Source organism: Streptomyces sp. NPDC031274, assembly GCF_055570235.1.
This window is the reverse complement of sequence record NZ_JBVIHP010000001.1, coordinates 302,538-315,063: the sequence shown is the minus strand read 5'-3', so window position 1 is coordinate 315,063 and position 12,526 is coordinate 302,538. Positions and strand designations below refer to the sequence as shown.

The window sequence follows — 12,526 nt, the reverse complement described above, 5'->3', positions numbered from 1 at the left end:
AACGGACGATGCCTTGGCGCGCAGGAAACAGTTGTCGGCGCGCACGGTAAAGAACCTCGGCCGAGGGGCTGACACCATCCTCCTCACCTGAGTCGGGCACCACGACCGACACCGACACCGACTCCGACACCGGCTGCTGAAGGGTCTGCTCTCATGAGCAACTTCATCACGACGCACGACGGCACAGGGATCTTCTACAAGGACTGGGGCAGCGGCCGACCGGTGGTGTTCAGCCACGGCTGGCCGTTGAACGCCGACGCCTGGGACGATCAGCTTTATCTGGTCGCCTCGCGCGGCTACCGTGCGATCGCGCACGACAGGCGCGGCCACGGCCGCTCCGGTCAGCCGTGGAGCGGCAACGACATGGACACGTACGCCGACGACCTCGCCCAGCTGATCGAAACCCTCGACCTGCACGACGCCGTGCTGGTCGGCCACTCGACGGGCGGCGGTGAAGTGACCCGCTACATCGGGCGGCACGGCACGTCCCGGGTCGCCAAGACCGTCCTGCTCGGCGCGGTCCCGCCCCTCATGCTCAAGACCGGCACCAACCCGCGGGGCCTGCCGATCGAGACGTTCGACGCCATGCGTTCGAGTGTGTCGGAGGACCGGTCGCAGTTCTACCGGGAGCTGAGCCTGCCCTTCTACGGATTCAACCGGCCCGGCGCGAAGGTCTCGCAGGGTGTGTCGGACGCGTTCTGGCTGCAGAGCATGCAGGTCGGGCTCAAGGGCGCCCTCGACTGCATCCGCGCGTTCTCCGAGACCGACTTCACCGCGGACCTGGGACGCTTCGACGTCCCCACCTTCATCGCCCACGGCGACGACGACCAGATCGTCCCGATCGTGGCTGCCGGTCCGGAGTCGGCCAAGCTCGTCAAGGACGCGACGCTGAAGGTCTATCCGGGTGCTCCGCACGGTCTCGTTGGCGCGCACAAGGCCGAGTTCAACGCCGATCTGCTGGCGTTCCTCGCCTCCTGATCCGCACCGCCATCCCCCGGTACATCCGCACCGTCCGACCCGCCTGTCCGAAAGGGTTAGTCATGCGTGTTCCAGCACCGCGCCGTCTGTTGACGGCACTGGCCGCCGCCGTTCTCATCGTCGCCTGCGCGGTCTCCGCCCAGGCGACCTCCCGGGGAGCCGTGGCAGCCGTGCGGGCCGGGAAGGAGAATCCGAAGCCGACCGTCGTCCTTGTGCACGGGGCGTTCGCCGACGCCTCCGGCTTCAACGGCACGATCGCTCTGCTGCAGAAGGCCGGCTTCCCTGTCATCGCGCCCGCCAACCCGCTGCGGGATGCCGCGGACGACGCCGCTTACATCTCCAGCGTGCTCGACACCATTGACGGCCCGGTCATCCTGGCGGCCCACTCGTACGGCGGCTTCGTCATCACCAACGCCGCCCGCGGCCACGCCGACGTCAAGGCATTGGTGTACATGGGGGCGTTCGCGCCGGACAAGGGTGAGAGCGCGCTGCAACTGGCGGGCCAGTTCCCCGGTAGTGAGCTGGGCAGCGCCCTCATCACCCGGCAGTACCCGGTGCCCGGTGGCGCTCCGGGCACCGACGGCTACATCGATCCCGCGAAGTTCCGGTCCGTGTTCGCCCCCGACCTGCCCGCTTCCCAGACCCGCCTCATGGCGGCCACCCAGCGCCCCGGCAGCGTCCAGGGCCTCAGCGGCGCCAGCGGTGCTCCCGCCTGGAAGACGATCCCGTCCTGGTATCTGATCCCGACCGAGGACAAGGTCATTCCGCCCGCCGCCCAACGGTTCATGGCCGAGCGCGCAGGCAGCAGGGTGACCGAGGTCCGGTCCTCGCACGTGGTCATGATCTCCCACCCGGAAGCCGCCGCGAAGGTCATCAAGTCGGCCTACGCCGCCACCCGTTGAAGGAGCGAAGGCTCATGAAACCGGACACGATCGTCCTCGTCCACGGCTTCTGGGTGACGCCCCGCAGCTGGGAACACTGGATCACTCACTACCAGTCCCAGGGTTTCAGGGTCCTTGCCCCGGCCTACCCCGGTTTCGAGGGGGAGGTGGAGGAACTCAACACCGACCCCACCCCGATCGAGGAACTCACCGTCCCCGCGATCATCGCGTCACTGGAGAAACTGATCGACGGCCTGGGTACGCGCCCGATCATCATGGGCCATTCCGCCGGCGGAGTGTTCACCCAGATCCTGCTCGACCACGGATACGGCAGCGCCGGAGTGGCCATCAACTCCGCGCCCACCGAAGGGGTGGCTACGGTTCCGCTGTCGCAGCTGAAAGCGACGTTCCCGGTCCTGAAGAACCCGGCCAACCGGCACAGGGCCGTCGGACTCACCTACGACCAGTGGCGCTACGCCTTCACCAACACCTTCCCCGAGGACGAGTCCCGAGCCCTGTACGCGCGCTATCACATCCCCGCATCCGGCCACGTGTTCTGGGGCAGCGCGCTGGCCAACATCCACCCGGGCCACGCCGACACGTACGTGAACTACCGCAACGACGAGCGGGCACCGCTGCTGTTCATCTCGGGCGAGAACGACCACCTGATGCCGCCGAAGATCCAGCGGTCCAACGCCAGGCACTACAAGTCCCACACCGTCACCGACATCGACGAGTATCCGGGAAGGTCCCATCTGATGCCCGCGCAGAACGGCTGGGAGGAGATCGCCGATCACGCCCTGGCATGGGCGCTCGACCACACCTGACCACCGCCTGACCACCGTCTGGCCAACCCGGCCGTGGTGCCCGGTCCCGGTCGATCCCGGTCAAGATCCGGCCGTCACTCCGCCACGAGCCCCTCCCTCGCGAGTGGTCGGGCCGGGCCGGTCCCGCACCGCTAGGATGAGGGCCGTTTGCCCGCAGGGAGTTGAAGATGCCGAGCCGTCGCCCGGAGGGGACCGCCTCCGACACGCCGTGGAACCAGACGTTCAACCACTCGATGTGGCGGGCGAACAACTCCGTGCATCGCGCCCTGAACGAACGGCTGCGCTCCCTGGACGTCACGATGACGCAGCTCGGGATCGTGATGACGCTGGACCAGTACGGGCCGCTGTCCGGGGCGGACCTGGCCCGGATGCAGAACATCACGCCGCAGAGCGTGACGACGGCGCTGGCGCACCTGGAGCAGATCGGGTGGATCGAGCGGCATCCGCACGCCGTGCACAAACGGGTGGTGCTGGTCGAGCCGACCGAGGCCGGACTGCTCGGCATGGTCAAGGGGCGGCGGCTCGTCGAGGGGGTCGTGGAACGGCTCTCCGACGCGGTCGGGGGGCCCGAGGAGCTGGCCCGTCTGACGCTCGGTATGCGCCGTATCGCCGTCGCTCTCGACGGCCCCGACTCCCCCGTGGCCCGCATGTGGCCCGACCCGCCCAAGGCCGACTGACCGGCAGACCGGCTGAGAGCCTTTCGTTGCCGGGCCGCCCGGCACCAGGCCCGCGACGAACAGGCGCCGCCTGCGACCGGCCGCCCCACGCCTCGACGGCCGAGCAGGCGCCACAACCCCTGATATCGGACGGGCCCACGCGTCCCGACAGGGGCCAAGCCCCCCACCCCCTCTGATCTCAGCCATTTGGGACTTTGACAGGCAACTGATAACTTGACCGGCGCGTTCGATCAGGAGGTCCGTCTCACCATGTCCGCGATATCCACCCCCCACCACCGCGCCGTCGCGCGCCCGGCACTGACCACCGTGCTGGCGTGTCTCGGGATGTTCGCCGCATACGTGCCCATCGGCAGCGTCTCGGTGTCCCTGTCGCGCATCCAGCAAGGGCTCGGCGCATCCACGTCCGACCTGCAATGGGTCTCCGACGCGTTCATCCTGCCGATGGCCGCGCTGATCCTCACCTTCGGCCTGATCGGCGACCTGTACGGCCGCAAGAAGGCCTACCTCGCGGGCATGCTCCTGTTCGCCGCCGGTTCCGTGACCTCCCTGACCGCGCACAGCGTCGAGCAGGTCTGGGTCGGCCAGGCCGTCGCCGGCGCGGGTGCGGCGGCTCTCGCCTCCTCCACGCTCGCCCTCATCAGCCACGCCTACCCGGACTTCCGGGCCCGCGCCAAGGCCATCGCCGCCTGGGCCGCGTCCCTGAGCATCGGCATGGCCCTGGGCCCGCTGATCAGTGGCGTCATCCTTGAGCACGCCTCCTGGCGCTGGATCTTCCTGCCGGCCGCCGTCATCACCGCCGTCACCGGCCTGGTGGCCATGCGGATGCTGGAGGACTCCCGCTCCGCGCACGGCCGCGCCATCGACGTCCCCGGCCAGATCGCCGCGATCATCTTCATCATCGGCCTGATCTACGGTGTGATCGAGGGCGGCGGGGCCGAAGGCTGGGGCCAGACCAAGGTCGTCGTCGCGTTCGCCGCCGCCGCACTCGGCCTGATCGCCTTCGTCATCGTCGAACTGCGCTCCCCCTCGCCGATGCTCTCCCTGAAACTGTTCGCGGTGCGCCCCTTCACCGGCGCCGGCGTCGTCAACGCCATCGTCATGTTCGGGATGATCGGCTCCGTCTTCACCCTCAGCCTCTTCTTCGGCAGCGTCCAGCAACTCTCCGTCCTCGACATCGCCTGGCGGATGCTGGTCTTCAACGGCGTCTCCATCGTCGCAGGGCCGCTCGTCGGCCGTCTGATGGGCAAGGTCGCCCCCGGCGTGCTCCTGTGCGTCGGCCTGCTCGGCACCGGCGGCGCCATGCTGTGGCTGACCGGCCTGGAGACCGACTCCGGATTCGGCGCGATGGCAGGCCCGCTCGCGCTGTTCGGCCTCGGCATGGGCTTCGTGATGACGCCGATCAGCGCGGTCGCCGTCAGCAGCGTCCCGCACCACCTCGCGGGCATGGCGGGCGCGGGCAACAACACCCTGCGCCAGCTCGGTGGCGCCCTTGGCCCCGCCGTCCTCGGAGCCGTCCTCACCAGCAGGCTCACCTCCGCCCTGCCCGGGCACCTCGCGGACTCCGGACTGCCCGTCGCCGACCAGCAGCAGGTGAGCGAGGCCCTCGCGAAGGGCGGTGTGGGCGCCGCGGGTCACCTCGGTCTCTCCCCCGAGGCGACAGGACCCGCGCTCGGCGCGATCGGTGCGAGCTTCACCGACGCCGTCCACGTCTGCATGACCATCGGCGCGGTCGGCATGCTGGTGGCCCTGATCGCCACGGCCACCTTGATCGGCTTCCGCCGCCCGCAACCGGCCGGGCCGACTCCGTCCTCCGCCCAGGCGACGCCCCCGGCCTCTGCCACAGCGGCGGCACACGAGACGCCCCCGTCCCAGGCCCGGCAAGCGGCCGTCCGGACCGGCCCCGTCGTCCACGGACACATCCACAGCTCGACCGGCGCCGCCCGCTCCTCCACGGTCACCCTGATCTCCCTGACGGGACGCCAACTGAGCCGTACCGTGGCCCGTTCCGACGGCGGCTACGAGCTCACCGCACCGGGCGCCGGCACTTACGTGCTGATCGCCGCCGCCGAGGGGCACCAGCCGCAGGCGGCCACCGTCACCGTCGGCGACGAGCCGCTCGCGTACGACATCCTGCTCTCCGGCACCCGAGGCCTGAGCGGGGGCATCCGCGACGCCGCCGGACTGCCGGTCGGCGCCGCCATGGTGATCGTGACCGATGTGCGCGGCGAGGTGCTCGCCACCGGACAGACCGGACAGGACGGAGAGTTCGCCTTCGGGGATCTGCCCGCCGGTGAGTTCACCGTGGCCGTGAACGCGGAGGGACACCGGCCGGCCGCCGCCCCCGTCATCGTCGGCGACGGCGGACCCGGCCGGGTGGAGATCGCCCTCGTCTCCGGCACCTGGCTCCGGGGCGAGGTGCGCTCCGGAGCCGACCAGCGCCTGCTGCCGGACGCCCGCGTCACCCTCGTCGACGCGGCCGGCAACGTCGCGGCGACGGCCACCACCGACGCGGAGGGTGTGTACGCCTTCACGGACCTGGACACCGGTGAGTACTCCGTCATCGCCAGCGGCTACCCGCCTCTCTCCACCCCGTTGCGCGTCACTGGCCCCGGCACCGAGGCCCTCGACATCGAGCTGTCCCACCCAATGCCCTGAGCATCTGTCTCCTCCTTCGGGGGCAGAACCTGTCGCCCCCGAGAATCACCTGTCCAACGCGCTCGATCCGCGCCTTGCGGATCAGGGACTTTCCGGCCTCACGCGCCTCCTCGAACGCCGCGTCGTTGAGCAGCACACAGCTGCTCAACGGCGAGGTGACCTCCGCCAGCTGGACGCTGTTCGTCTCAAAAGCCCCACCAACAACCGTCCCACCAACAACTTGCTCACCAGCGGGATGAGTCCTCAAGGCCAAAAGAAGCCGGTCGCCCGTGCGCGTCCGGCCCGTGCGGGCTCATCATGGAGGCATGAAGCGGACATCGCTCGGTGATGTCAGCACACCGGGGCGCGTCGCCGCTCCCGGTGAGGGCATCGGCGAGGAAGAACTGGCGCTCGCGGCACGTAATCACGGGCTGCCGCTTGAGGCCCTGCGCTATGACGTCACACCGCTCGGTCTCCACTATGTGCTGGTCCACTACGACATTCCCGCTGTCGACGCGGGCGCGTGGCGGCTGTCCATCGGCGGGCAGGTCCGTACCCCCCTGGAACTGGGTCTTGACGAGTTGCGGGCGCTGCCGGCCGTTACTCACCGGGTCACGATGGAGTGCGCGGGCAACGGCCGTGCCCGCCTGAGCCCGCGCCCGGTCAGTCAGCCCTGGCTGGTGGAAGCGGTGGGTACCGCCGACTGGACGGGCGTACCTCTGCGGACGGTGCTCGCGGAGGCGGGGGTCCAGGACAGCGCGGTCGAGGCCGTCTTCACGGGCGCCGACCACGGGGTCGAGCGTGGCGTCGAGCAGGACTACCGGCGCAGCCTGCCACTCCCCGTGGACGCGGACGTGCTGCTCGCGTACGCGATGAACGGCGGCCCGCTGCCGCCCCAGCACGGCTACCCGCTGCGGCTCGTGGTACCCGGCTGGTACGGCATGGCGCACGTCAAATGGCTCCGCGCCGTGGAACTCGTCGACACCCCGTTCACCGGCTTCCAGCAGGCCGTGGCGTACCGCTTCCGGCAGTCTCCCGACGACCCGGGCGAGCCCGTCACCCTGATCGCCCCGCGCGCCCTGCTGATCCCGCCCGGCTTCCCGGACTTCATGTCACGTGTACGGGTCGTGCGCCCCGGGCCCGTGGTGCTGGAGGGACGCGCCTGGTCCGGGTACGGGCCAGTGACACGGGTCGAGGTCAGCGCCGACGACGGCCGCACCTGGATCGACGCCGAGGTCGCTCCCCGCGGGCCGCACCGCTGGGGATGGCAGACCTGGCACACCGACTGGACCGCGGCCGCCGGCCGCCACACCCTGACCGTCCGGGCAACCGACGCCGACGGCCATACCCAGCCCCTGGATCAGCCGTGGAACCGAGGAGGCTTCGGAAACAACCTCGTACAACGCGTCCCTGTCCTGTGCTGCTGATCGACGACCAGGTGGCCGGGGAACCTGTGACAGTGCGACAGAGCAGATCGACTCGCCACCGCCGGACGCACGTATAGTGCGCCGCTGCGATCCCACGCGAACGTCGTGCGCGCTCACCCGGCACGAAGAACAGGAGCGAAGGCGTGACCAGTCGCGTCACCTTGATCTCGCCGGCGACGAGCCGATCCCTGCGGGAGGCCCGGTTCGACGACGGCAGCCCGCTCGACACGCGGGGCACCGCACTCGCCAAAGCGGCCGCCGGTACGCTTCCCGCCGCTGACCGGGTGTTGGCCTCGCCCACTGTGCGCTGCCGGGAAACGGCGTCGGCCCTCGGTCTCGCGGCTCTGGACCAAGCCGAATTGGGCGCTCTGGACATGGGGCACTGGCGGGGCAGAACACTCGAAGAAGTCAGCACCTGGGAGCCGGAAGCGGTGAGCCGCTGGCTGTCGGCCCCGGCCGTCGCGCCTCCCGGCGGGGAATCGGTACTGGCCCTCTGTGAGCGCGTCGCCACCTGGCTGGACGCGGCTTCTGAGGTCGCGGGCAGAACCCTCGCCGTGGTGGAGCCGGAGATCGTTCGGGCCGTCGTGGTCACGGTCCTCAGAGCACCCTCCGCGGCCTTCTGGCGGCTCGACGTGCCTCCACTGACGGCTACCCACATCAGCGGACGCTCCGGGCGATGGAATCTGCGGCTCGGAGAGACGCTCGGCACGCAGCGGCCCGACGCCGAAGACTGATGCCGCGGCATCTGCGGATGCCCGGCCCGGATTGAGGCGAGGCGAGCCGTCAGCCACCGGGGTCGCAAGCCGCCTGCTGCCCGTCTCGCGACGACGAGATCTGCCCGTTGTCTGAGGCTCCCGCGCCGCGGCCGTTTCGATGGCGCTGGAGCAGTGCGGCGAGCGCGCAGCCGAGGCATCCGCTGTCCAACTCTCCCGCGGCGTCCGCGGAGATGTCTCGGACACCCGCTCGGCATGAAGGTGAATGTCTCAGTGCGGTGCGGAAGTCGCCTCCGGCGATACTGCCGCTTCCGGTCGCGGAGTCAGCACACGCTGCGCCAACTCCCCGAAGATCAGCCCGAATCCAGTCCACAGAGTGAGCTGGATGGCGAGCGCCGAGGTGCGGAACCGCCACAGCAGAGCGGCGGGGAAGTCCTTCGGTACCTCGTTGATCACCGGCAGGAACTGATACGCGAGAGCGATCACCAGGGTGAAGAAGGCGCCTGCCGCGACAGTGGCGTACCAGGTGCCCCATCTGGGCGCGAGCCGCTTGCCGAGGATCACGGCGGCGATCGCGAGGAGCACGCTGAGCACCATCATCAGGAAGTACAGGATCGTGCGCTTGCTGATGGTGTCGGGGTCGCCGACGGACGGCGGGTTGGCCGGGTACTTCAGGAACGGCACGACGTATACGGCGAGCAGGGCCGTGCCGGAGAGCAGGAGGGCCGTGGCACGAGGGGTGAAGCGGCCGACGCGCCCGAGGGCGAAGCAGTAGGCGAGGGCGGCGATGCCGCCGAAGGCCACGCCGTAGATCAGGACACCTGTGGCGAGGCCGCCGGTGGACTGGAGGCTACGGCTGACCAGCTCGACCTCGTGTTCGTGGGCAGGGGCGTGTGCCTCTTCGAAACCGATCGCGTTGTCGACGCTGGGCTCGCCCAGGAAGTAGGCGACGAGAAGGGCGAGCACGCCGGCGCCCAAGCCGGCGAGCATGCCCCGCACAAGCAGTCTTCTGACAGTTGCGGAGTTCATGGGTGCGCGGTCTTCCTCGTCAGTGGCAGGGGAAGCCGAGCAGGTGGCGGGCGTCGTGGACCCACTCGTGAACATCCGCGCCGTTGACCACGGAGGTGGCACCCTGCTCCGCGCCGACGAAGTACAGCAGGACGAGCATCAAGATGCCGAAGAAGACCGCCCAGGGGACGATCGCGCCGATCGGCAACTTGGCGGGAAGAGCAGGGGTGGTGGCTGTCGACTGGGCGACGGTCTGCGCCATGGCAGATCCTCCTCGGGAGTTCGCGTCCCATCTCGGTGGTGCACAGGACGACAGCTGCGGGTCTGACTCACGCGACATCTCCCGCTCTACGGGGAAATGCCTCGTTCACAGTGGCGCGACCGTGCCGGAGTTCCACCGGCTTCCGCCTGCCGTCGTCGATATCGAACAGACCGTACCGCGCGCAAGCTGCCTGGCCAAGAGCGCCTTCAGTTCCGTGACCTCGCGACAGAAGCCGCGAGCCCCACCAGCCGTCCATGTGCATCGGGGCCGGCTCGAGATCCCGGGACATCGGTAGGTTCTCCACGGTGAAACTGACAGAGACGCAGGGCCTTGCGCGGATGACCGACGAAGCTCACATACGCTGGATGGCGCTGGGCGACACGACTCGGAAGCCGCCCGTGATCCTGCTGCACGGCGGCCCTGGCCTGCCGGACTATCTGGGCGACGTCGCCACCATGATCGCGGACATCGCTCCCGTGTACCGCTACGACCAGCGCGGCACCGGCGAGTCCCGGTGGCAGGGCCGCCATACCCTCGCCCGGCATGTGGACGATCTCGCTGAGCTTCTCGACGTGTGGGACGTGCCTGAGGCTGTGCTGATCGGACACTCGTACGGCGCCACCCTGACCGGCCGGTTCTGCGTGGCCCACCCGGATCGGGTGGCCGCGATGCTGCTGATGTGCGGGCCGTTCGTCGGCGAGTGGCGTACGGGGTATCAAGCGGAACGCGAGCGCCGCATGTCGGCACCGCAAGGGGAGCGGCTGCGCGAGTTGCAGGAATTGCCGCACCGTTCCGAGGACCAGGAAGTCGAGTTGCTCACGTTGTCCTGGTTCACCGACCACGCCGATCCCGAACGCCGTTGGCACTGGGCCGCGCAGGAGGCCCGCGAACGCCGTCCCGTCAACTGGGTCATGAACCGTGAACTCGGCGCGGAATCACGTGCGGACCCACTCGACCAGCACCTTGACGCGCTGCGCAGGTGCCTGCCGGAGCGGGTGGAGATCCTCGGCGGTGCTGACGATCCCCGCCCGCTGTCGGAACTCGAGTCCCTTGCGCACCGGCTCAATGTTCCCCTGACGCGGATCGACAGCGCCGGCCACGAGCCTTGGCTCGAACAGCCCGATGGGGCACGCGCGCACCTTCGGAGATTCGTGCAGGGCGCGGTGGGACCGTAGAGCCGCGCCCCACACGCCGACGAGCACCGGCACGATGCGAAGCCTTGCCACAGAACGTCAGTCACCGGAATCGAGATGCCGGGACGACATACGGAGTGCGCATGAATGCGTGCTCTCCTTGCAGTTGGCAGCTGCCTTCTCCGTCCCGATACGTGTGACCGTAGGCTCAGCATCCGCCGTGAGAGGCGTCTCGTCTGCCCGGATGAACGAGGAACCCCGCACGGTGAAACTGGAGTTTGACGCCACCGGCCTGGTCGTGGCCGAGCACCCCGATGAGGACGGGGCCTTCCTCGCCGACAGCATCCACGACCTCCACGCCGACTGCACGTGGTGAGCGCCGCGGGGGGTCGTGATCCTGCATGACATGGGTACAAGGGTGCTGCCCCTGGCGCGACACGCCAGGGGCAGCGGACTTGCTCGCAGCGACGTCAGCGGGACGAGTCCCCGCCGAGCGGAGACCGGTCAGTGACGTCAGCGGTAGAAGATGGGCATGATGGTCTTGCTGTCATCGCACCACACCTCGTTGTACCCGGCATCGTGAGCCATCGGAAGCTCCGACGCCTCACACGCCGCCTTCGAGGGATAGGCCTCAGCGCCGACAGGGACCCAGCCGGCACCAGGGGGATCGGCGGCGAAGGCGGTGGTGCTGGTCAGCGGGATGGTGACCGCCGCCGCGCCGACGGCGAGGCCGACACCGATCCGAGTGCGCCATGACTTCATAGACATCTCCTTGCTTGGCTTTCACGTACTGAGCCGTCCGCGACCCGAACCGGTGGCCGGGCCTGGACACTCCGACCTTGCGGAGTGAACCGTCCCAACCGCCACAGCAAACGGCGATGTTGGAACGCGGGAACACAAGGACAGGCTCTGACCAGGGCGGACGGAATCCGCCTGGAATGCGGGAATGAGACGCTCCGCCGAGTGGTACGGCCTTACCGGGGCGCCGGCCTCAGACGCGCCGGAGCGTACTGCCCCCGCTCGGGCACGCTCACCGTCCACATCAGGCGCCTGCGCGAGAAGCTCGGTTCGGGGCGGCCACCGCCTCGTCTCACCGGTACACGTCGGCGGAATGCGAGCGGCCGATATCGCGGACGACTTCGAGACCGAGTACGCGGTCGAGGTACGCGAACGTCTCGAACTTGGCGCCGCCCGGCACGTCGACGGCCGCCTCCAGATCGTCGAGGAGCCGCAGCACGGCCGGGGTGTCGAGCCCCTCCTCCAGGGCGGCACTGGCCCGTCGCACGATGTCGGCGGGCATCGCCTTGGATGGTTCGTCGGCCCAAGCGGCCACCGTTTTGCGCCAGTTGGCCAGCTTCTCAGCGGCGGCGGCGACGGCTTGCCCCGTGACGTCGACGGGTTCGTGGTGCGGGTGGCCGAGCAGGAGCAGCCGCAGGGCGAGCGCGTTCCGATCAGAATCCCGGTCCGCGTCCGGGCCCGCGTCCCGGCCCATGTCGCGATCCACACCTGTGGCGGCGGCCTCGCCGATGTGCAGGGACAGACCGTCCGCACCTGCGTACGTACGGCTGGTGAGGTGTACGGTCGGCGGGCCGCCGAGAGCCGCGACGATCTCGTCGGGGGTGCCGTGGGCGTCGGCCGGACGGATACCGGCGGCGGCGGCCGAGGCCGACGGCGGGCAGGTCCACCCGATGAGGACGGCCCGGCCGCGCAGCTCGACGACGCGGGCCAGGACGTCCGCGACGAGGAGCACGCGCAGACCGGTCAGGTCGTCCGGGTCGTCAGGGCCGCCGACTGACGGCGCGTGGGCGCACATCCGCAGCGGTCCGAACCCGGCCAGATCATCCACGATGCTCAGCACACCACAGAGACTAGGCGTACCGACCTTCGATGGCACCCCGGGGGGGGGGGGGGGGGGGGGGGGGGGGGGGGGGGGGGGCGGTGGCGGCCCCCGCTCCTCTTCCCTCTTCTGCCTCCTCCCGTATCACC

General features: G+C 69.6%; 13 protein-coding genes and 1 riboswitch. Of the genes, 9 read left to right on the top strand and 4 right to left on the bottom strand.

The features are described 5' to 3' along the window. Positions 1–153: 153 nt before the first annotated feature. From ACZ5CR_RS01460 to ACZ5CR_RS01430, 7 genes are all read left to right on the top strand, one after another. Positions 154–978: an alpha/beta fold hydrolase gene (locus ACZ5CR_RS01460; RefSeq protein ID WP_468852431.1), complete on the top strand. Its 825-nt coding sequence runs from the start codon at positions 154–156 to the stop codon at positions 976–978. A 62-nt stretch (positions 979–1,040) separates the two neighbouring features. After that, complete coding sequence (locus ACZ5CR_RS01455) at positions 1,041–1,880, top strand: alpha/beta fold hydrolase (RefSeq protein WP_468852430.1); 840 nt, start codon at positions 1,041–1,043, stop codon at positions 1,878–1,880. 14 nt (positions 1,881–1,894) lie between these two features. Then, positions 1,895–2,686: an alpha/beta hydrolase gene (locus tag ACZ5CR_RS01450; protein WP_468852428.1), complete on the top strand. Its 792-nt coding sequence runs from the start codon at positions 1,895–1,897 to the stop codon at positions 2,684–2,686. A gap of 167 nt (positions 2,687–2,853) precedes the next feature. Further along, positions 2,854–3,363 (top strand): MarR family winged helix-turn-helix transcriptional regulator, encoded by a 510-nt coding sequence (locus ACZ5CR_RS01445; RefSeq protein WP_468852426.1) that lies wholly within the window; start codon positions 2,854–2,856, stop codon positions 3,361–3,363. A gap of 249 nt (positions 3,364–3,612) precedes the next feature. Then, positions 3,613–6,018 (top strand): MFS transporter, encoded by a 2,406-nt coding sequence (locus tag ACZ5CR_RS01440; protein ID WP_468852425.1) that lies wholly within the window; start codon positions 3,613–3,615, stop codon positions 6,016–6,018. Between the two features lie 305 nt (positions 6,019–6,323). Continuing rightward, positions 6,324–7,424, top strand: coding sequence for a sulfite oxidase (locus tag ACZ5CR_RS01435; RefSeq protein ID WP_468852423.1), 1,101 nt, complete (start codon positions 6,324–6,326; stop codon positions 7,422–7,424). A gap of 143 nt (positions 7,425–7,567) precedes the next feature. Continuing rightward, positions 7,568–8,158: a histidine phosphatase family protein gene (locus ACZ5CR_RS01430; protein WP_468852422.1), complete on the top strand. Its 591-nt coding sequence runs from the start codon at positions 7,568–7,570 to the stop codon at positions 8,156–8,158. Between the two features lie 249 nt (positions 8,159–8,407). Here the strand turns inward: ACZ5CR_RS01430 and ACZ5CR_RS01425 are convergent, their stop codons facing one another. Then, on the bottom strand, positions 8,408–9,166 hold the full coding sequence (locus ACZ5CR_RS01425) for a CbtA family protein (RefSeq protein ID WP_468852420.1): 759 nt from the start codon (positions 9,164–9,166) through the stop codon (positions 8,408–8,410). Between the two features lie 19 nt (positions 9,167–9,185). Then, positions 9,186–9,407: a CbtB domain-containing protein gene (locus ACZ5CR_RS01420; RefSeq protein ID WP_389906117.1), complete on the bottom strand. Its 222-nt coding sequence runs from the start codon at positions 9,405–9,407 to the stop codon at positions 9,186–9,188. A gap of 56 nt (positions 9,408–9,463) precedes the next feature. After that, positions 9,464–9,602: riboswitch (cobalamin riboswitch) on the bottom strand. A gap of 110 nt (positions 9,603–9,712) precedes the next feature. Here ACZ5CR_RS01420 and ACZ5CR_RS01415 point away from each other — a divergent pair. Together ACZ5CR_RS01415 and ACZ5CR_RS01410 are read left to right on the top strand one after the other, a co-directional pair. Then, positions 9,713–10,582, top strand: coding sequence for an alpha/beta fold hydrolase (locus ACZ5CR_RS01415; protein WP_468852417.1), 870 nt, complete (start codon positions 9,713–9,715; stop codon positions 10,580–10,582). 202 nt (positions 10,583–10,784) lie between these two features. Beyond that, entirely contained in the window at positions 10,785–10,916 is a 132-nt protein-coding gene (locus ACZ5CR_RS01410; RefSeq protein ID WP_468852416.1) for a hypothetical protein, read from the top strand. Positions 10,917–11,053: 137 nt separating this feature from the next. On the opposite strand, the gene ACZ5CR_RS01405 is transcribed toward ACZ5CR_RS01410, so the two are convergent. Beyond that, positions 11,054–11,302, bottom strand: coding sequence for a hypothetical protein (locus ACZ5CR_RS01405; RefSeq protein ID WP_468852414.1), 249 nt, complete (start codon positions 11,300–11,302; stop codon positions 11,054–11,056). A gap of 328 nt (positions 11,303–11,630) precedes the next feature. Next, a complete protein-coding gene (locus ACZ5CR_RS01400) occupies positions 11,631–12,398 on the bottom strand; it encodes a hypothetical protein (RefSeq protein ID WP_468852413.1) in 768 nt (255 codons plus the stop codon). Positions 12,399–12,526: the final 128 nt, after the last annotated feature.

What these genes read in the sequence shown, in the direction of transcription:
- ACZ5CR_RS01460 (WP_468852431.1), top strand. Translation starts at nt 154, where the DNA reads ATGAGCAACTTCATCACGACGCACGACGGCACAGGGATCTTCTACAAG.
- ACZ5CR_RS01455 (WP_468852430.1), top strand. Translation starts at nt 1,041, where the DNA reads ATGCGTGTTCCAGCACCGCGCCGTCTGTTGACGGCACTGGCCGCCGCC.
- ACZ5CR_RS01450 (WP_468852428.1), top strand. Translation starts at nt 1,895, where the DNA reads ATGAAACCGGACACGATCGTCCTCGTCCACGGCTTCTGGGTGACGCCC.
- ACZ5CR_RS01445 (WP_468852426.1), top strand. Translation starts at nt 2,854, where the DNA reads ATGCCGAGCCGTCGCCCGGAGGGGACCGCCTCCGACACGCCGTGGAAC.
- ACZ5CR_RS01440 (WP_468852425.1), top strand. Translation starts at nt 3,613, where the DNA reads ATGTCCGCGATATCCACCCCCCACCACCGCGCCGTCGCGCGCCCGGCA.
- ACZ5CR_RS01435 (WP_468852423.1), top strand. Translation starts at nt 6,324, where the DNA reads ATGAAGCGGACATCGCTCGGTGATGTCAGCACACCGGGGCGCGTCGCC.
- ACZ5CR_RS01425 (WP_468852420.1), bottom strand. Translation starts at nt 9,166, where the DNA reads ATGAACTCCGCAACTGTCAGAAGACTGCTTGTGCGGGGCATGCTCGCC.
- ACZ5CR_RS01420 (WP_389906117.1), bottom strand. Translation starts at nt 9,407, where the DNA reads ATGGCGCAGACCGTCGCCCAGTCGACAGCCACCACCCCTGCTCTTCCC.
- ACZ5CR_RS01410 (WP_468852416.1), top strand. Translation starts at nt 10,785, where the DNA reads ATGAACGAGGAACCCCGCACGGTGAAACTGGAGTTTGACGCCACCGGC.
- ACZ5CR_RS01405 (WP_468852414.1), bottom strand. Translation starts at nt 11,302, where the DNA reads ATGAAGTCATGGCGCACTCGGATCGGTGTCGGCCTCGCCGTCGGCGCG.